This window comes from Comamonas antarctica (assembly GCF_013363755.1).
GTDB classification, from domain to species: Bacteria; Pseudomonadota; Gammaproteobacteria; order Burkholderiales; family Burkholderiaceae_C; genus Comamonas; species Comamonas antarctica.
Window position 1 is genome coordinate 2,290,380 of sequence record NZ_CP054840.1, and the last position, 19,122, is coordinate 2,309,501.

Annotated in this window: 15 protein-coding genes; 5 read left to right on the forward strand and 10 right to left on the reverse strand. The window is 65.3% G+C overall.

Annotated elements, in window-relative coordinates:
* Positions 1-28: 28 nt before the first annotated feature.
* Positions 29-3,346: an acetyl-CoA carboxylase family protein gene (locus tag HUK68_RS10740; protein WP_175504136.1), complete on the reverse strand. Its 3,318-nt coding sequence runs from the start codon at positions 3,344-3,346 to the stop codon at positions 29-31.
* A gap of 73 nt (positions 3,347-3,419) precedes the next feature.
* Positions 3,420-3,779, reverse strand: a complete 360-nt coding sequence (locus HUK68_RS10745) for a PaaI family thioesterase (protein ID WP_175505810.1) — start codon at positions 3,777-3,779, stop codon at positions 3,420-3,422.
* Between the two features lie 340 nt (positions 3,780-4,119).
* Here HUK68_RS10745 and HUK68_RS10750 point away from each other — a divergent pair, with 340 nt between their 5' ends.
* Positions 4,120-4,290, forward strand: a complete 171-nt coding sequence (locus HUK68_RS10750; RefSeq protein ID WP_175504137.1) for a type 2 periplasmic-binding domain-containing protein — start codon at positions 4,120-4,122, stop codon at positions 4,288-4,290.
* A 17-nt stretch (positions 4,291-4,307) separates the two neighbouring features.
* Here HUK68_RS10750 and HUK68_RS10755 read toward each other — a convergent pair whose 3' ends face one another.
* Complete coding sequence (locus HUK68_RS10755; protein ID WP_175504138.1) at positions 4,308-5,219, reverse strand: bifunctional GNAT family N-acetyltransferase/nucleoside diphosphate kinase regulator; 912 nt, start codon at positions 5,217-5,219, stop codon at positions 4,308-4,310.
* Between the two features lie 284 nt (positions 5,220-5,503).
* Between HUK68_RS10755 and HUK68_RS10760 the strand changes: the two genes are divergently transcribed.
* Positions 5,504-6,661, forward strand: a complete 1,158-nt coding sequence (locus tag HUK68_RS10760; protein WP_175504139.1) for an acetyltransferase domain-containing protein — start codon at positions 5,504-5,506, stop codon at positions 6,659-6,661.
* A 27-nt stretch (positions 6,662-6,688) separates the two neighbouring features.
* Here the strand turns inward: HUK68_RS10760 and HUK68_RS10765 are convergent, their stop codons facing one another.
* Together HUK68_RS10765 and HUK68_RS10770 are read right to left on the reverse strand one after the other, a co-directional pair.
* Complete coding sequence (locus HUK68_RS10765) at positions 6,689-7,663, reverse strand: Bug family tripartite tricarboxylate transporter substrate binding protein (RefSeq protein WP_175504140.1); 975 nt, start codon at positions 7,661-7,663, stop codon at positions 6,689-6,691.
* Positions 7,664-7,687: 24 nt separating this feature from the next.
* Positions 7,688-9,010 carry a sulfatase family protein gene (locus tag HUK68_RS10770; protein WP_175504141.1) on the reverse strand — a complete coding sequence of 441 codons (1,323 nt, stop codon included), beginning with the start codon at positions 9,008-9,010 and terminating at the stop codon, positions 7,688-7,690.
* Between the two features lie 92 nt (positions 9,011-9,102).
* Here HUK68_RS10770 and HUK68_RS10775 point away from each other — a divergent pair, with 92 nt between their 5' ends.
* The gene (locus HUK68_RS10775; RefSeq protein WP_175504142.1) at positions 9,103-10,095 is read left to right on the forward strand and encodes a LysR family transcriptional regulator; all 993 of its coding nucleotides are present in this window, start codon (positions 9,103-9,105) and stop codon (positions 10,093-10,095) included.
* Positions 10,096-10,125: 30 nt separating this feature from the next.
* On the opposite strand, the gene HUK68_RS10780 is transcribed toward HUK68_RS10775, so the two are convergent.
* Complete coding sequence (locus tag HUK68_RS10780; RefSeq protein WP_244146139.1) at positions 10,126-10,893, reverse strand: AraC family transcriptional regulator; 768 nt, start codon at positions 10,891-10,893, stop codon at positions 10,126-10,128.
* A gap of 131 nt (positions 10,894-11,024) precedes the next feature.
* Here HUK68_RS10780 and HUK68_RS10785 point away from each other — a divergent pair, with 131 nt between their 5' ends.
* Both HUK68_RS10785 and HUK68_RS10790 read left to right on the forward strand, forming a co-directional pair.
* A complete protein-coding gene (locus HUK68_RS10785; RefSeq protein WP_175504144.1) occupies positions 11,025-12,005 on the forward strand; it encodes a bile acid:sodium symporter family protein in 981 nt (326 codons plus the stop codon).
* 4 nt (positions 12,006-12,009) lie between these two features.
* The gene (locus tag HUK68_RS10790) at positions 12,010-12,951 is read left to right on the forward strand and encodes a universal stress protein (protein ID WP_175504145.1); all 942 of its coding nucleotides are present in this window, start codon (positions 12,010-12,012) and stop codon (positions 12,949-12,951) included.
* A gap of 76 nt (positions 12,952-13,027) precedes the next feature.
* Here the strand turns inward: HUK68_RS10790 and HUK68_RS10795 are convergent, their stop codons facing one another.
* The 4 genes from HUK68_RS10795 to HUK68_RS10810 all read right to left on the reverse strand — a co-directional run bounded on the left by HUK68_RS10795 (position 13,028) and on the right by HUK68_RS10810 (position 19,074).
* A complete protein-coding gene (locus HUK68_RS10795) occupies positions 13,028-15,187 on the reverse strand; it encodes an HlyD family secretion protein (protein WP_175504146.1) in 2,160 nt (719 codons plus the stop codon).
* A complete protein-coding gene (locus tag HUK68_RS10800) occupies positions 15,187-16,584 on the reverse strand; it encodes an efflux RND transporter periplasmic adaptor subunit (RefSeq protein WP_175504147.1) in 1,398 nt (465 codons plus the stop codon). Before HUK68_RS10800 ends, HUK68_RS10795 begins: the two co-directional genes overlap by 1 nt.
* Before the next feature lie 154 nt (positions 16,585-16,738).
* The gene (locus tag HUK68_RS10805; protein ID WP_175504148.1) at positions 16,739-17,542 is read right to left on the reverse strand and encodes an efflux RND transporter periplasmic adaptor subunit; all 804 of its coding nucleotides are present in this window, start codon (positions 17,540-17,542) and stop codon (positions 16,739-16,741) included.
* 20 nt (positions 17,543-17,562) lie between these two features.
* Positions 17,563-19,074, reverse strand: coding sequence for a TolC family protein (locus tag HUK68_RS10810; RefSeq protein ID WP_175504149.1), 1,512 nt, complete (start codon positions 19,072-19,074; stop codon positions 17,563-17,565).
* Positions 19,075-19,122: the final 48 nt, after the last annotated feature.

Here is a 19,122-nt window from a genome sequence, read left to right on the forward strand (position 1 = left end):
TCGATTTCCCGCTCGTTGGCTCAAGGGCTCACCAGGTGTCGACAAAGGAGCGGCGGGGCCGGCCGGCGCGCAGCGATGCGGAGGCGATGCCCTGGCGTATCCAGGTCCGGGTCTCGGCCGGATCGATGACCGCGTCGATTTCCGTGGTGGAGGCGACATTGATCGCATGGCCGCGCTCATAGGCTCTGGCCACGAGCTGGTCGTAGAGCGCCCGCCGCTGCGGGCCGTCGGGAACGCTCTCCAGTTCCTTCTTGAATCCCAGCTGGATCGAGCCTTCGAGCCCCATGGGACCAAACTCGCCCGTGGGCCAGGACACGGCGCAGCTCGCGGACAGAAAGCCCCCGCCCGCCATGGCCATGGCGCCCAGGCCATAGCCTTTGCGCAGCGCAATCGCCAGGATGGCGACCCTGAGCTTCGCCGCGGTGACGAACATGCGCGAGACATGACGCACCTGGGCCTTGGCCTCCTCGTCGGGGCCGACCATGAAGCCCGGAGTGTCGATCAGGGAAATGATGGGCAGGCCATGCACATCGCAGAGATTCATGAAGCGCGCTGCCTTGTCGGCCGCATCGGCATCGATGGCGCCCCCCAGATGCTGGGGGTTGTTGGCAATGATGCCCACGGGCTGGCCTTCGACGCGCGCCAGCGCCGTATGCATGCCGTGGCCAAACCCCGAGCGCAGCATCAGCACGCTGCCGATGTCGGCAATTCCTTCGATCGCCTTGCGGCTGTCGTAGACACGCAGGCGGTTTTCCGGAACCACATGGCGCAGCGCCATCGGATTCGGCGCCGACCAGTCCTTCAGCCGGCCCTGGAACATGGACAGATAGTGCTTGGCGGCGACCACGGCCTGCGCCTCGTTCTCGACCAGGATGTCGATCACGCCATTCGCGTACTGCACCGGTGCCGGCCCCACTTCCTCGGGCTTGAAGATGCCCAGGCCACCGCCTTCGATCATGGCCGGGCCGGCCATGCCGATGTTGGCGCTTTTGTCTGCGATGATGACGTCGCAGACGCCCAGGAAGGCCGCATTTCCGGCGAAGCAGCGTCCGGACACCAGGCCTACCAGCGGGACCTCGCCGCTGAGCTCGGCCAGCGCGGCAAACGCGGGCTGGTAGAGACCGGAGACAAAGGGGAAGTCCACATCGCCGGGCCGGCCGCCGCCGCCCTCGGCAAACAGCACCAATGGCAGTTCATCGCGGCGCGCGCGCTCCACCAATCGATCCGTCTTGATGTGATTGCGTTTGCCCTGGGTCCCCGCCAGCACCGTGGCGTCGTAAGCCATGACGGCGCTGAGCGAGCTTTCGTAGCCGAATTCAGCGCCGTTGATATTGGCGATGCCGGTCACGATGCCATCCGCCGGGGTGTTCGCAATCAGGTCCTCCTTGGTGCGGCGGCTGGCCTGCGCCGCGACCACCAGGGCACCGTACTCGACGAAAGAATTGTCGTCGCACAGGTCGGCAATATTTTCCCGGGCCGTGCGCTGCCCACGCGCGCGCCGTTTTGCCACGGCCTCGGGCCGCGCCGCGTCATACAGCACCGCATGGCGGTCCAGCACCGCTTGCAGGTCGGGACGCACGGTATCCAGATCCACGGCCTGGCTGTCGCTGGCCGCACCGGCGCTGCTGCCCTCGGGCTCCATCACCACCAGAACGTCGCCTTCCAACGCCTGCTCGCCCTTCACCGTCCTTACTTCCAGCACGCGCCCGTCGAATTCCGCGACGATGGAGTGTTCCATCTTCATCGCCTCTATCACCGCGATGGCCTGACCTTGCCGCACGGATTCATTCACGCCGACGGAAACTTCGACGATGCGCCCGCTCAACGGCGCACGGGTCGCCACTTGCCCCTCTTCCAGCGGCGAATGCATTGCTTGCGCGGCCACTGCCGGCGCGCTGGCCTGCCGGCCCATTTCACCGATCAGCGCGTCCTTTTCTTGCTGCTGGGTCTTGAGCAGCGCGGCAGCGGCCAGCAATTCGGGAAGAATCGATTCCAGATAGCGCGTATGGTTGTGCTGCTGTTCGAAGTCGCCGCGGCCCACGATGGCCCGCAACAGATGGATGTTGGTGGGCACCCCGACAATTCTGAATTCGGCCAGGCTGCGGCGCAGACGTCGGACCGCGCTCGCGAAGTCCGGGCTGGGGCTGGAGACGATCAATTTGGCCAACAGCGTATCGAAGGCCGGCGCTGGAGAATATCCGCTGTAGGCGTGGGTATCGACGCGTACGTCCGGACCCGCTGGCGGATCGAAGCGCTCCAGGCGCCCATGCGCAGGGCGCGCCATGCCAGTCTCGTCCGTGGACTCCGCCGTGACGCGGACCTGGATGGCGTAGCCCTTGAGCTGGGGTGGGTTGGCCGGGTCCAGCCCCAGGCTTTCGAGACTGCGTCCCTGCGCAAGTCCCATCTGCAAGGCCACCAGGTCGATGCCGGTGACCTGCTCGGTGATCGTGTGTTCGACCTGCAGGCGTGGATTGGCCTCGATGAAGACGAAGTCGGTCTGCATGCCCTGCTCGTCTTCCTCGACGAGGAACTCGAAGGTCCCCAGGCTCAGGTATTTCACCCGGGAAGCCAGTTGCTTGGCCGCCGCGAGAATGCGCGCGCGCAGCTGCGCCGTGAGCACGGGGCTGGGCGCAATCTCGACCACTTTCTGAAAGCGGCGCTGTAGCGTGCAGTCGCGGTCGCCGAGCGCCACGACATGGACGCCGTCTCCCGCGATCTGCACTTCGATATGGCGCGCACGATTGACGAGTCGCTCCGCATACAGTGCATCGACGCCAAACGCCGACATCGCCTCGGAACGGCAGCGGGCGTAAAGCTCCGGGATCTCGGCGCGGGTCTTGACGACGCGCATGCCGCGGCCCCCGCCGCCGCCCACCGCCTTGATGACGATTCCCACGCCGCCCTGTTCGTCGAAGAATCCGCAGATCTCCTCGAGTGTGGCGCCGCCGTGCGTCGCGGGCATGACCGGGACTTCGCATTCCCTGGCGAGTTGCAGCGCTGCGCCCTTGTCACCGAACAGCGCCAGATGCTCGATGGCCGGGCCGATGAACGTGATTCCCGCTTCGGCGCAGGCCAGGGCGAAATCGGATCGCTCGCTGAGAAAGCCGTAGCCCGGATGAATCGCGTCGCACTCCTGGCTCTTGGCGGCGGCAATGATGGCGCCGATATCGATATAGGCGGCCGGTCCGGTGCCGGCCAACGCCACGGCCGCATCGGCCACGATGCGATGCTGGGAGTTCGCGTCGTCGCTGGAGTAGACGGCAATGCCTTCAATGCCCATATCACGCGCTGCACGCAGGACGCGAATGGCAATCTCGCCACGGTTTGCAACCAAAATTCTTTTCATTGTTTTCCTGATTCTTGTCTCGGGGATGTCGCGGCGCAGTGCGGCGCAAAGGGGGACGGACGGCTGGGATCGCCTAGGGCGCGCGCGGCACCAGCTTGAACACCGCCCTCGCGGCGGCCAGTACATTGCCCTGTGCGTCCTTGACCTCGCCCTCGCAAAAGGCGATGCGCTTGCCGCGGCGCTTGCAGATCGCGAACACATCGACATCCGCTGCCGCGGGCTCGTAGAAATGGGTGTTCATGTCGATGGTTGCAGCACCCACGTTGATTGGGTCGTGCGCGCATGCCACGACGCCCAGGCTGAAGTCCAGCGCACTCATCAGGGCTCCGCCGTGGATGTCGCCGCGGCTGTTGACCAGTACGCGCTGCAGCCTCAGGCGGGTATGGCAGCAGTCCCCCTGCAGGCTGATGCTCTCGAGTCCGATATGGTTCATGAAGGGCACGTCGAGCCCGAAATGACACCAGGGCGCGGCATCCGCATCCAGGTTCCATCCATTGCTGGTCAAGATAGTCAATTGCTGCTTTCCAAAAATACAGGAGCTGCCGGGAGCCGGGGTGCCAAACCCGCCCTCCCCCAGTTCAGCCCGCCAGGCCACGCGAATCGGTAAAGGAATAGTAGGTTTCCCGTTTCCGCGACACAATTCACATGTTTCTTGGACAGCTATAGCGGTTCGGCATAACCGGACGATCTCGCGGTGGTGATGAAACCGGACCACCCATTGGCCAGCATGGCGAACTTTGGCTCGACCAGGGCCCGCCCTACCCCTCGACGGCTTGGAGCATGGCGCATCGCTCTCGGACCTGCTGGCCACGCCAGCCGGCCTGAGCCGGAAGGCGCTCAAGCTGCGCGTGCAGATGCAAGGTGTCGAGGCCGTGTGCCGCATGATGCGCGCCGTCCTGTTTCGGTCCGGCGCCAGGATGCAGTCATGGGTGTGGCACTACTGACCCATTCTTCTGCGCGCCTACAGGTGAAAATCACCCGCCGCTTCAGGCTGATAAAGCAGCTTTTCAATCGAGATACGGCGGGTGCGGTCCGGAATCCGCCAGTCGATCGCATCGCCCTCCTTGTAGCCCAGGATCGCGGTGCCGATCTCGGAGCATACCGACAGCTTGCCGGCACTTGCGTCCGCGTCCTGCGGGTAGACAAGTGCGACTTCCACGGCCTCGTCGTCGAGCAGCAAGCGGGCCCTGGAGTTCATGGTGACCACATTGCGCGCCACCTGCTGCGCATCGACCAGCATGGCTCGCTCGATTTCATGCTCCAGGTCGACGGCAGCGCCGCCCTGCTCGAACTCAAGCACACTCCTGAGCCGGGCACGGTCGATCTCGGTGATATAGATGCCCGTGGGGTCATCCACGGCGCTTTCGCGCAGGAACCGGAGATAGCGCTGCGAAGTCATGGAAAACGACTTCAGCGTCGGCGTCTCGCTTTCCAGCAGGAAGTCGCAGCGCACAAAGGCCTGCAAGGAGCGCGCATTGTCCGCGTGGATCCTGGCGACGAGCTTCTCGGCGCGCATGTCGAAGAACGCCAGCTTCATGCCTTCGCGAAGGGCGCTGGCGCCCAGCCGCCGGCCCCAATTGTCGCGATCGCCAATGACCAGGACGATTTCGCAATCCGGGCCGGTCTTGACGAGCCGGACAAAACCTACGGGCACGTCATGCCGGTCGCAGGCCATGAAAAACCGGCCCCCTTGATTGAACAGATGGGTCAGGACAGGCAGCTGGACCCTGTCGATGACCTGCCCGATGAAGCGGGAGACATCGCGCGAATCGCTCAGATAGCGAACCACGCTCTCGTCCTCCAGCCAATCCATCAGATCCAGCGCGTTTGCCCGGGTGATCTCGGGACTCAGAGAAATGAAAGGCTTGCTCATCTCAACCACATTTGGTTTCAAGTATGAAAGCCCTTCATGACCAAAGCCATGACGGTTCTTTCGAAAACGCTCGATTCTATGGCAGTGCCTGTCGCGGGTCTGGAACCTGCCCGGTTTTGTTCTTGAGAGGACTGACCCGTTGCCGCACGCGGAATCACAAGCCAGTTGGCGTTTTGAAGTCACGCTGCATCCTTATAATATTGATAATTCATTATCAAGATAGCAGACTCATGTCTAGACTCCCTCTAGCGGCGACTGCCGGCAATGCCCCGAGCACAGCGGCCATGCCGGCACAGGCCACCACCACCCGCCTTGGCGCGATCGATTCTTTGCGCGGCCTGGTGATCGTGTTCATGCTGCTCGACCATGTGCGCGAGACCTTTTTCCTGCACCAGCAGGTGACCGACCCGATGGTGGTGGCCGAAACGCCGCCCGATCTTTTCTTCAGCCGCCTGCTGGCGCACCTGTGCGCGCCGGTGTTCGTGTTTCCCACGGGCCTGTCGGCCTTTCTGTATGGCAGCCGCCATGGCGATGCGGGCCGCGCCGCGGCCTCGGCCTTTCTGTTCAAGCGCGGGCTCTTTTTGGTGCTGCTGGAGGTCACCGTCGTCAACTTCGCCTGGACCTTCCAGTTCCCGCCGGCCAAGGTGTTCCTGCAGGTGATCTGGGTGATCGGCCTGTCGATGATGGCGCTGTCCGCGCTGCTGTGGCTGCCGCGCCGGGCGCTGATCGCTTTGGGCGTAGTGCTGGTGGCAGGCCACAACCTGCTCGATACGCTGCACTTCCCGGCGGGCCATGCGATGTACGTGCCCTGGGCCGTGCTGCATGACCGCGGCTGGATCGAGCTGTCCGAATCGCTGCGACTGCGCACCTCCTACCCTCTGCTGCCGTGGATTGGCGTGATCGCGCTCGGCTATGCCGCCGGGCCGTGGTTCGGGACGGGCGTGGATGCAGCGCAGCGCCAGCGCCGGCTGCTGGGCTGGGGTTTGGGCCTCATTGCCGGCTTCATGGTGCTGCGCACGTTGAACTTCTACGGCGACAAGCCCTGGGTGGGCGGCGAGACGGGATTGCAGACGCTGATGGGCTTCGTCAACATCACCAAGTACCCGCCCTCGCTGCTGTTCATCGCGCTCACCCTGGGCATCGGTCTGCTGCTGCTGCGCGCCTTCGACCGCCGTCCCGGCGTAGCCTGGCTGCGGCCGTTGGCGGTGTTTGGCGCGGCGCCGATGTTCTTCTACGTCTTGCACCTGTATCTGCTCAAGTTCCTCTACCTCGGCGCCGAGGCGACCTGGGGCCGCAACCACGGCGGGTACTTCGGCTTCGACGGCATGGACGGCGTGTGGCTGTGCACGCTGGTGCTGGCGGTGGCGCTGTACCCCGTGGTCAAGTCCTTCGCCGCCTTCAAGGCGCGGCGCAGGGACCTGGCCTGGCTCAAGTACCTGTGAGCCGCGGTGCTGGTGGCGAAGGGTCTTTCAGTCCGCGACAAACCCGGTCGACTTGACGATACGGGCCCACCGGGCCGACTCCTCGTTCATCTTCGCCAGGAACTTGTCCCCGCAGATGCCGGGCGTCGGCGACAAATTCGACATCGCCATCCGCTGGCGGAATTCCGGCGAGGCAGCGATCTTCTGATGCGCCTCGGTCAGGCGCTGGACCACGGGCGCGGGCAGGCCCTTGGGGCCCGACAGCCCGAACCACACGGTGGTCTGGAGCTGCGGCATACCGGCCTCGGCCACGGTGGGCACGTCGGCGAGATCCGCGCTGCGCTGGCCCGCGGTGTTGACGTAGGCGCGCAGCTTGCCGGCCTTGATGTGCGGCGCGGCCGTGGCTGTCTGCACGAAGCCCAGCGGCGCCGTGCCGCCGAGCATGTCGGTGATCTGCGCCGGGCTGCTTCGGTAAGGCACATGGGTCATCTCCACCTTCAGCGCCTCGGACAGCTGGTAGCCGAGAAAATGCGCGGGCGAGCCGGGCGCGAACGACGAGTAGGTCGGCGGGGTTTTCTGCGCCTTGATCCACTGGGCCAGCTCCTGGAAGTCCTTTGCCGGAATGCCGGGGTGACTGGCGAGCACCAGGCCGGCCTCGACGCCCTGGCAGATGGGGGTGAAGTCCGCAGGCTGGTAGCGGGCCTTGGGATTGGCATGGGGCGTGATGGTCAAGGCGCCCGCCGTGCCGACCACCAGCGTGTAGCCATCGGCCGGCGTGCGCGCCATGCCCTGCAAGGCCACCATTCCACCCACCGCCGGCATGTTCTCGACGATGACCGACTGCCCGAGCTCCTTGGCCAGCTGATCGGACAGCGCACGCGCGTAAGCGTCGGGCGGACCACCGGGCGTGGACGGGGTGATCAGCTTGATGGTCTTGTCTGGCCAGGCATGGGCACCCACGGCGCTCAAGCCGGCAACGACCAACAGGGCTGCGGTACGCATCGAAACGGCGTTTTTCTTCATGAAGTCTCCTTGGGGCAAAGCGCGTCAGCGCTGGGGCATGTCTTTCGCCGAGTAGCCCAGGCTGACTCCGGCATCTTCGGGCACCGGGGGAACGGTCTGCTCCCAGGCTTGCCACTCGGCGCGCAGCTGATCGAACCTGTCGGGGTGCCTGTGCGCCAGGTTCGCACGCTCGCGCGCGTCCCGGGCGATGTTGAAAAGGTATTCGTTGCCGTCGACCTTCAGGTACTTCCAGTCGCCCTTGCGCAACGCGCGCTGATGGCGGTGGTTCATGCGCCAGTAGAGCGGCCGTTCGATGCACTGCGAGGGGTCGTGCAGAATCTTGGCCAGCGATACGCCGTCGATGGGGTAGTCGGGGTGCGCGCGGCCACCGCCAATCTCCAACAGCGTTGCCGACCAATCCATGCTCATGCAAAGCTGCTCGCTGGTGGCGCCTGCCGGGATGCCGGCGGGCCAATGCGCGATCCAGGGAACACGGATTCCGCCCTCGGTGAGGTCCATCTTGCCGCCAACCAATGGCCAGTTGTCGGAGAAGCGCTCGCCGCCGTTGTCGCTGGTGAAAACGATCAAGGTGTCGTCGAGCAAGCCCTCGTCGCGCAGCGCCTGCATCAACTGCCCTATGCCTTCGTCCATGTGGTGGATCATGCGGCGATAGGTTTCGACATCGCCACCGTCCAGGTGGAACAGGTTGGATGCAACCTCGGCCGCAAGATGCGCGTCGTCGCGCGTCTCCCAGGGCCAGTGGGGAGCCGTGTAGTGCAGGCTCAGGAAGAAAGGCGTGCCGGCGCGCGCCGCTGGCGCACGCGAGTGGACATGCTCGACCGCGCGCTGCGACAAGAGGTCGGTGAGGTAGCCGACATCGTGGCGCTCGTCTTCGCCCTCGAAAAGGTCATGGTCGCCGCTGCCGGAGCAGTGGCTGAAGTAATCCACGCCGCCGGCCATGATGCCGTAGAAATCATCGTAGCCCGAGCGCTGCGGCCCGCAGGCCGGCGGGTAGCCCAGGTGCCATTTGCCCACCAGCGCCGTGGAATATCCCGCTTCGCGCAGCAGCGAAGGCAGCGTGGGAATCTCCGGCGGCAGGCCGAGCCTGGGGTTGCCCTTGCTGCGGCTGCTGATGGGTTCCTCCAGCCCGCCGCGCAGCCGGTACTGGTAGCGCATGGTCATCAGCGCAAAACGGGTGGGCGAGCACACCGGCGAATTGCTGTAGCCCTGCGTCATGCGCAGGCCGCCTGCGGCAAGGCGGTCCAGATTCGGCGAGACCTTGCCGAAGGCCGCGTCACGGCCGCCATAGCAGCCCAGGTCCGCGAAACCGAGGTCGTCGGCGACGATGAAGATGATATTGGGGCGCATCAGTGACAGGCAGAGCAATTGAAGCGTTGAGCTTAGGTTGCGGCCACCCATCTGTAAAATCATGAAATTGCTGGCTAAACAAAAGAAAATCTATGGATCCTCGGCATCTGGTGCAGCTCGCCACAATCCTCGAAAAGGGGTCGATCACGCAGGCCAGCAAACATCTGCACCTGACCCAGCCCACGCTCACGCACAACATGCAGACCCTGGAGATGCAGGCGGGCGGGACCTTGTTCGAGCGCAGCCGCCATGGCGTGCGAAGCACGCCTCTGGGCGAGATGTTTGCGCGCGAGGGCCGCGCCATTTCGCGGCGGCTGCAGGAGGTTGCCGAGGTCACAGCCCGGCATCGCCACGGCATTCACCGCCAGTTGCGCATCGGCACCGGCCCGCTCGTCGGTGCGGCCTTGCTGGGCGACGTGGTGCGGGAGACCTTGCTGCGCTGTCCTGAGCTCGCGCTGTCGGTGCAAAGCGACCGCCCGCACCTGCTTGTCGAGCAGCTCATCGACGGGCGCCACGACCTGGTGATTGCGCCTTCCTGGCTTGAGCGTCCGCCCCCCGGCATCGAGCGCCTCCCCTTGATCGACGACGTTCTGGGCGTGTTCTGCGGTGCCACGCATCCCTTGGCGGCGCAGGGCGCGCTGAAGAATGCCGACGACCTGCGCTGGATCAGCCTGGGCTCGACCTCTCCATTCGACCAGGAGGTTCGCGAGATGCTGCGCTCCGTCGGCGTGCCGCGCGCGCGCGTCGACCTGGCCGTCATGGGTGAAGCGTTCATGCTCCTGGACATCCTGTCCCAGGGCCAGCACCTGGCAGTGCTTTCGCGCTTTGCGCTGCGCCAGCTGGCGCCACGCTTCGCGCTGGTGGAGATGGCAACGCCAGGCGCGGCCAAACCGCGGCCGATCTACGTCTGGTGCCGCTCGGAAGCGCTTGAAGACAGGGCCACGGCCCAGGTGACTGCCGTTGTGCAAGAGGTGGCGGCACGCCAGCTGGCGCGCATTCATCCGGCCTTGGGCCAGGCGGTGCACCATCGCGCTGCACCGGCCAAGGGGTCTGATGGTGCCGGCCTGAATGGCGAAAACGTCTAGGCGGCAACTTCAAGCTCCATGCGGCGCGCGTCACCCGTCCGCGGACTTGCGCTGCGGCGCCGCTCGGTCGAAGAACTCCCCGGGCGTGGCATCAAACAGCTTGGCGAAGGCGGAAATGAACGCCGAGAGCGAGTCGTAGCCGCAGGCCAGCGCAACGTCGGTCACGCGCTCGCCGCGCTCGAGGCCCGGCAGTGCGCTCAGCAATCGCATGCGCATGTCCCAGACCCGGTAGGTCAGGCCCGTCTCGCGCAGGAAGCGGCGGCTCAGCGTCTTCTCGGACACGCCGAAGCGCTCGCTCCACACGCTCAAATGGATTCGGTGGCTTGGCCTGGCCTGCACGCTGCGGCACAGCTGGCGCAGCTGCAGATCGGCGGGCATCGGCAATATCAGGTCCACCTCGCGTGCGCTGGCGAGCTGGTCGAGCAGGACCACGGCAAGGCGCTCATCCGCGCTGCCGGGCGCGTAGTTGACCGGCACGCTGCTGAAGGTCCGAATGAGCTCGCGTAGCAGCGGGCTCACTTCGAGCACGCGGCAGCGGCTGGGTGCTGCAAGCTGCGCTGCATCGCCGATGTACAGGCTGCGCACGCAGGTGCGCTCGGCACAGACCACCCGGTGTGCCACCCCGGCGGGAATCCAGACCCCGCGCTGGGGCGGCGCAACAAAGCGGCCGGCGTCGGTGCGCACCTCGAGCACGCCCTCGGCCGCATAGGCGAACTGGATCCAGGCATGCCGATGCCGGTAGCCCAGCACCTGGTTGGGCAGCGATTCGGCATGCCCGTGCACGGGCCGGGAAAGCACCGTCAGCTGTGCCAGTTCAGGGGGTGGATGTGGCTCGGCTTGTCCTTTTGTCGACACTTGGGGTTCTTTCAGCGTTAGCCGGCAATTCTAGGCGCGGCTACATTCGCGCTTTCATTGAATGCAGCCCCACGATGAGAGTCCTCAAAACGCTTTTTGACCGTTTCACCCTGGCCTTGCTGGCCGTGATGCTTGCCGCGACCGTGCTGCCCTGCGAGGGCGCGGGCGCAGTGGTGTTCGAAATCCTGACCTCGCTGGCGATCGGGCTGCTGTTCTTTCTGCACGGCGCCAGGCTGTCGCCGCAGGATGTTCGCAGCGGCGCCGGCCACTGGCGCCTGCATGCGCTGGTGTTCTTCTGCACCTTCGTGATGTTTCCGCTGATCGGCTTCGCGCTCAAGCCCCTGGTCTCGCCCTGGCTGGGCGCGGAACTGTACCTGGGCCTGCTTTACCTCTGCGCGCTGCCTGCGACCGTGCAATCGGCGATTGCCTTCACCTCGCTGGCGCGGGGCAACGTGCCCGCCGCGATCTGCAGTGCTGCGGCATCGAGCCTGCTGGGTATTTTCCTCACGCCGCTGCTGGTGTATCTGCTGATCGGGGTCGATGGCGCCAACATGGGGCTGGATGCCGTGCTCAAGATCGTCTTTCAGCTGCTCGTGCCTTTTGTGCTGGGGCAACTGGCGCGGCGCTGGATCGCCGGCTGGGTGGAGAAGCACCGCGGGTGGCTCAAGGTGGTGGACCAGGGCGCGATCCTGCTGGTCGTGTACACGGCCTTCAGCGAAGCCACGGTCTACGGACTCTGGCATTCGGTGCCATGGCAAAGGCTCGCGCTGCTCGCCGTCGTCTGCTGCATGCTGCTGGCGCTGGTGCTCTGGCTGACGCATGCGCTGGCGAAACACCTGGGATTCAACGTCGAAGACCGGATCACCATTCTTTTCGCGGGCTCGAAGAAAAGCATGGCCACGGGCGTGCCCATGGCCCAGATCCTGTTCTCGGCCAGCGCGGTGGGCGCGATCATCCTGCCGCTGATGCTTTTCCATCAAATCCAGCTGATGGTCTGCGCCATGCTCGCACCCCATTTCGCGCGCCGCGGCGACCGCGTGCGGGCAGAGGGTTGAGACCATGGGCTTGCAGCTGCAAAACATCCTGGCGGCGGTGGACGGATCGCCAGCGTCTGCCGCCGTCGTCTCGCGCGCGGCCATGCTTGCCGCAAAACACGGCGTGGCGCTCAGGCTGATGGACATCAGCCCCTGGTGCGGGACCGGGGCCGCGGCGGGGCCCGATCACCTGCCCGCACTCGCCCGGCAGGCCGCCGAAAGCCACGGTGTGTGCGTCGAAATCATCGAGGACCGCGCCTCGAGCGTCGCGCACATCGCCCGCGAGGCAGGCCGGCACAGCCTCATCGCCCTGCATCACGAGCGCCGCGTGCGGCTGCGCTCGCTCTGGCGCGGCAGTCTCGCCGACCAGTTGCTGCGTATCTGCCACAGCCCCGTGCTGATCCTCAAGAGCGTCCCGGCCGCGCAGGAAAGCTACGACCGCGTGCTGGTTGCCGTCGACCTGACGCCGGCGGCCAACGACCTGGTGGCGGCGGCCGGCATGCTTGACGACAGCAGCGCCGTGCAGATCCTGCATGCGATACCGCCCTTGCATGCCAACCCGCTGCGCAACGCGGAGGTGCCCGAGCACATCCTGCGCGCCTATCTGGTGCGCAGAAAGCTCGAAGCGCACGCGCAATTGCTGGAGGTGGCCGCCGCCGCCCTCGAATGCCAAAAACGCGTCGAAACCGTCTTGCGCGATGGCGAGCCGGCGCGCCACGCGGCGCTGCAACAGTCGTCCGCAAAGGCCCAGCTGGTCGTGGTTGGCAAGCGGCGCGCCTGCGCGCTCCTGGATATGCTGTGCTGCGGTGTGGCAAAACGCGTCATTGCCTGGTGCGAGGCCGACATCATGGTCGTTCCCCTGGATTGCCCGGGGCCGCAGAGTCAGCCGGCCAGCGCTGCTCACGCCACAGGCAGCCTGCCGGCCCATCGACTGCAGCCCACCACCGCCGACAAATCCCAGCCTTGAGCCCAAGTGCAGTCGAGGCAGCAGTCTCTGCCGGGAAAGCCGGGTTGCCCTCCCCTGTCAACCCAGGCATCGGCGATCAAAACCCGCTTTCTCGAATCACCACGGCCAAGCCGTTTTGCAGCACATGCCCCAGCCAACTGCTGCGCTCCGCGCTGATGTGCACCGTGCCGCGAAGTTCTCGCACCTGGGGAAGCGCTTCGCGCAGCTGCAGGCGCACCCGATACAAGGCCTGCGCCGGCAGTGCCTGTTTTTCATGCGGCTGCGTTGCCACCGCACCGCCATGGCGCGCGTCCAGCATGGCGTAGGGCAGTTGCTGGCTGCGTGCGCTGTCGACTTCCACGACCACCGCATCGACCGAAGTACCCCAGCGTTGCGGCCAGAAGCTGGCGTTGGCGCCGACCAGGATGCGCCCCACCTGCTGCTGGTCGACATAGGCATCGACGATCCAGCTGCTGGGGTCGACGAGAATGCCCAGCGGCGTACGCGCATTGACCCACGCCCCGGCCCGCAAGTGCTGATCCACATCGGTCCATTGCCCGGCGAATTCGGCTTTCAGTTGCAGTCGCGCTGCTTCGCCATCGATCGCGCGCGACTCGGCGAGTTGTTCCTGCAGACGCTGCACCATCGCCGGCTGCAGGTCCAGCCCCTGCGCCTGGCCCATCAGCTGCGGCAATTGCCGCGAAATGGTATTCACGCTGGCCTGGGTCCGGTCATGCCGGGCTTGCAGATCAGGCATTTCCAGCTGAACCAGCAAATCCCCTTCGCGCACCGCACCGGGCGCCTGCATGACCCGCACGCGCGCGGGCTGGGAACTGTAGACCGCCTGCTGGCGTTCAGCGCGGGCGACGCCTGGCGCCTTCAGATCGGCCGACCAGGGAAAGGCCATCAAGGCCAGCACTCCCGCCGCAAAACCCCATACCAGGGCGCGCTTGGAGACAGGCACTTCAGGCCAGCGTTTTTTCCAGACCATGATCTCCGTCCATACAGGTTTAGCCACAAACCACCACAGCTCCACGGCAAGCAGGAAAATGCCCAATGCCTTGAAGAAGAAGTAGTACACCGCAAAGGCGATGCCAAGAAACACCGTCAGCCGATACAGCCAGGTGACATAGGCAAACAGGCGCAGCTTCCAGCGCACTTGCGGGCGGAACGGCTCCGGATCCGGGTCGTTCAGGCCCAGCAGCTTGCGGCGCATGAAGGCCTTGGCCATCGCCCCTGCCCGTTCGTGCAGATTCGGGAAATCCAGCACATCCGACAAAATGAAATAGCCGTCGAAGCGCATGAAGGGACTGACGTTGAGCGCGAGCGACAAAATCCATCCGGTTGTGGCCAGATAAAGCATGGACTGGCGCAATATGCCGTCGTCCAGCAATGCCCAGGCCAACGTGGCCAGCCCCGCCAGTGCCAGTTCGGTGGCAACGCCGGCAATCGAGATCGCCAGTCGCTGCCTGTGGCTTCGCAGCCGCCACGATTCGCTGGTATCGGTGTAGAGCATGGGCCACAGCACGACGAAGGCCATGCCCATATGCGCCACCCGCACCCCAAGCCGTGTCGCCACCAGAGCGTGGCCCATCTCGTGCAGCGTTTTGGAGACGATCAGCGCAAGCGCGAAACCTGCCAGTCCCGCGGGCGAGAGCATATCCATGAAGCTGTGGACGAAGGTATCCCACTGGCGCGCCACAAGCATCAGGCCCAGGGCCGAGGCCCCCAGCAACAGCCACAACGCCGTCCAGGTGAACAATGGCGCCACCCATGGCGACGTCGCCTCGAGCAGGCGCTGGGGCCGCACCAATGGAACCCGCACGAACAAGTAGGTGTGCAGCCACCATTTGGCGCTTTTCCATTTGACCGCGCTGCTTTTCTTCTGCAGCTGCGCCACCTTGCGTGGCGTGGCGCGCAGCAGGTTGTGCTGGTCCAGGAACTGGGCGAATTCCAGCACCTGCTCCTCATCGACTTCGAGCGTGGTGCTTGAACTGATGTCCCGGGCCACCTGCGCCGGCGGCAGATTCCAGCGCAGCAGGCACTCGTACTCCAGCCAGCCGATGCGATAGAAACGATTCGTGATCGGGTCTTGTATCACCCAGGCCGGCGCGCCGTCGGCGTAGGGCGCGGACTCCATCAGTTTGAGGTCGTCGCGCAGTTGCGCAGCGACGGGAGACGGGGCTTGCCGCGAGGCGCTGTCCTGCGGCGGGGAGGACGGCGCGGGTGCGGGCGCAGCCACCGGTCCGGCCGCCATTACCAGCCGCTCCACTCGCGCATCGTCGCCAGCGGGCGGCGCAGCACGTAGTAGATCAAGGGGACCCAACCGCCGGAAATCCGCGCGGTGCCGTGCAAACCTATGCGCGCATCCTCCAGCGACTGCCCTTCATCGAGCGTGGCGCGCAATCGGTAGCTCGATACATTGTCGGGCGACAAGGAGGACTGATAGCTGGTCTCCACGACCGTCGCACGCAATGGCGACAGCGGCTTGACGGTGAGAAACAGCTTGACCGGGGCTTTCTCGTCCAAGACCAGCGCATCGGCCACGGGCAGGTGGATCAATACGCCAGCGGACTGGGGATTTGCCACCTGCATGATCCGCTCGCCCGTCACCACCGGCCGTCCGAGCCAGTCGTCGGCGGAGCCAAACACTGCAATGCCGTCATGCGGCGCATGCACATCGATGCGGTCGAGCTGGGCGCGCACGGCAGCCAGCTCGGCGCGCTTTTCCAGTCCGCGGCCCTGCAACTGCGCCAATTCGCTCTTGCTTTGCAGGTTGTCGAACGCCTTCTGGCTGGCGGCCATCCATTCCGCATCCGCCACCGCCACGGACTGTGTCGCCACCTCGAGGCGGTTGCCCAAGGTGGTGTCGTCAAGCGACATCAGCAGATCGCCCTTCTTCACCGGCTGGCTCGGGCGGACATGGAAGGTCTTCACCACGCCGTCCAGCGGGGAGGCAATCGTCGTTGCATCGAGCGCCACGATCTCGGCCGGCGCCAACGCCGACTGGCGCACGGGAAGTGCGCACAGCAGCAACAGCGCAATCCAGGCGAGGTGGCGCTTGCGTCCCAATGCCCGCCAGCGTTGGCGCAGACTCAAGCGCGGTTTGCCGCCCAGCATCTCCCAGCTATAGCCCCACTGCGCGGCCAGATGGGCCAATGCCTGTTTGTGCAGCGCGCTCGGTTCCTGCTCCAGCAGAAAGACCGCCCAGACCAGAACCGTGCCGTCACGACGCTTGAGCGGCAAGGCATAGAGCCCTTCCGGCCACCACTCGGCCCAGCCGTCCACTACCTCCGGCGGAGCAGCCTCGGCCTGAGGCGCCACGGGTTCGCCCTCCTCCCGTACAGGCACCGGTGCAGCCGCCGGGGAGGCAAGCCAGCCCGCCTCGCTGCCCAGTCGCTGCTGCACCCAGGGCCAGCAACGGCGCAGCCAGATCAGATAGGGACTGTCTTCCGACGGAAGGGCCAGACCCGAAAGCGTCAGCAAACGTGCCTGCCGGCCATTGCCGGCCATGATGAATGCCTGCCGGAAACCCAGCAGGCCCTGGCTGTCGTTGGCAATCGAGAATGCCAGTTCGGCAGGCGTATTGGCGGCGCGGGCACGCGCCTCCAACTGGGCCACCCATGCGGCTGCCGAAGGGGTCGTACCACTCATAATCGCAATGCCTGAAGATTGAACGTTGGATGCTCTGCTTTTGGCGCAAGGCGCGAGCCCTTGAGGCGCGCCTTGCACAGAGCAAATATTGAAAGCCAAGCGCCTGCACCGCCAGTTCAACCAGCGATGGCAGCGAATTCACTCCAGCCCGGGTCTACTGCAGCGCCGGGAAACGCGCCACGCCACTCATGCCTGCCAGCAACTCAGGGTGCTGGCCGCCGATGCGCGCCTCGAGTTCGACCGTCTGCGCCACCGCATCCACGCGCGCATTGATGGCCGTCACCTGTGCGGGATAGGTCTTGCGCGTCTCATCGATGATCACCTCGAAGGCTGTGCCGGTCTTGAGGGCATAAAGCCAACGCGACGGCACGTTCAGGCGCAGTTTCAACGGGCCGTCGCTCACCATCTCGAGCAAAGGCACACCGACGTTGACGCCCTGCGCGGGCTTCACGTGCAGCTTGACTACATGGCCCGAGAACGGCGCCTTGACGACGCACTGCCCGGTTTGCACCTGGGTCAGGCCGATGGCGGCCTTGGCCTTGTCCGCCAGGGTCTTGGCGAGCAGCACTTCCGTATCGCCGGCGGCATCGAGCTTGCGCAGGCGCTCCTTGACGTCAAACGACTCCTTGGCATTCGCATATTCGGCCTGTGCCATCCGCAGACGCGCATCGGCCTCGCTGCAGTCGAAACTCAGGAGCACGCGCCCCTTCGCCACGCGCGTGCCAAGGCCCACGTTGACATTGGCGACGCGCCCCAGCATCTGGGACGCGAGCAGGGTCTCCAGCTCGGGCGTGAGCAACACGCGGATCGCATGCGGATCGGCCGCCACCGCGGCCGCGGGCGCCGCTGCCATGGCGGGCCGGGGCACGGCAGGCAGCGTGTTCTGGGCCAGCCCCGCAGCGCTCCACCAGAGCATGCAGCAGCCCGCAACCAGGCGCGGGACGTCGCGCATTTGCATGGAGCTTGTATCGATCAATTTCACTTCGCCACCTGGAATACCGTTTGCTGCCACTGGGTCGTCGTGCTCTTCATTGCCTGCGCCAGGGTCTTGACGTCATGCGCCTGCACCGTGTCCGGCAGGATATCCAATCCGACGGAGTTGTAGAGGCGGCCCCAGGCGGCCTGGGCATTGGAATAGGCAGCATAACGCTGGTACTCGCCCAGCAGCGCGCGGGCTTCGGTGCGGATGACCTCGAGCTCCGAATCGAAATGGCTCTTGGCGGCCGACTGCGCGTACTTGAGCAGACGCTGGTCCACTTGCAGGCTGGTCTCGGCGAACTTGAGTTCCTGCAGCGACAGGCCATAGCGCTGCACACCCACGCGGACCTGCGTCAGCACCGCCATCGACAGAGCCAGGCGCCGCATGTCGTCGGTCTCGTTCTGCGCCTGCTGCGCACGGCCCAGCGCCGGATACTGTGCCAGCTTGAGCAGGTTCCAGGACACGCGCACACCGGTGTCGACCCAGTTGCTGTTGTAGTTGTACTTGTTGCTGTCGTACTGCCATCCCGCGTCGAAGCTGACATTCGGCCACAGCAGGATCTTCGCCGCCTTGATGTCGTTCTCGGTCACGCGCTTGCGGTACCACTCTTCCATGATCTCGGGGCGCTTTTCCAATGCCAGGCGCTCGAGTGCTTCCATGTTGACAGGTGGCAGGGGCAGTTGCACCTCCGCTTGTTCCGCCAGGGTGAAGTTCACGCCAGGCTCCAGCGACATCAGTGCGCGCAGTTCGGCGCGGGCCAATTCGAGGTCCTGGCGGCGCAGCGTCAGCGTGTTCACGGCGTCGAGCAACGCGCGCTGATAGCCGAGGATTTGCGCCTGGGGCATCAAGCCCTGCTTCTCCACCTCGACGGAGCGCTCCAGGGCCTTGTTCACACGCTCGAGCAGCCCATCCACACGGCCGAGCAACTTCTGCGCGCCCAGCGCGCGCCAGTAGCTGTTGCGTACATCCTGCAGCACGTTCTGGATCACCTTGCGGCGACGTTCGTCCGCCATCAGGACCTGGTCGGCCTTTTGCTGCGCGCGCAGGTACGACACACCGAAATCAAGCGCATTCCAGGAGAACGACAGGTTCGCCATCGAATGGTCACGCTCCTGCGATGTGGAGGGGCGCAGGGACACCTGGCGGTCTTCGATGCCGATCGAAGTGCCGCCGGAATCGTTGTTGCGGCTCGAATAGCCGGCGCCTGCCACCAGGCGCGGCAGCATTTCATAGGTCGAGGCGTCATAGAGGCTGCGGCTCAGCGCCGTCTCCATCACCTTGAGCCGGTAGTCGAGGTTGTATTTGAGGGCGCGCGCGGCAGCTTCATGGAAGTCGATGGGCGCGGTGACTGGCTCCTGGTCTTTGTACATGGCGACCACGTCCTGGGCAGCGCGGCTGCGCACCTCCTCGGACGTGAAGGCCTTGGGCGCGACGGAGCCGCAGGCGGCAAGCAGCAAAGGCAGGGAGGCGACGGTGATGCGCAGGGCAAACGGAGAAATACGACGGGTCATGGAGTGAAACGCACTTGAATTGAAACTGTCATTGAATAAGTTGTCGGG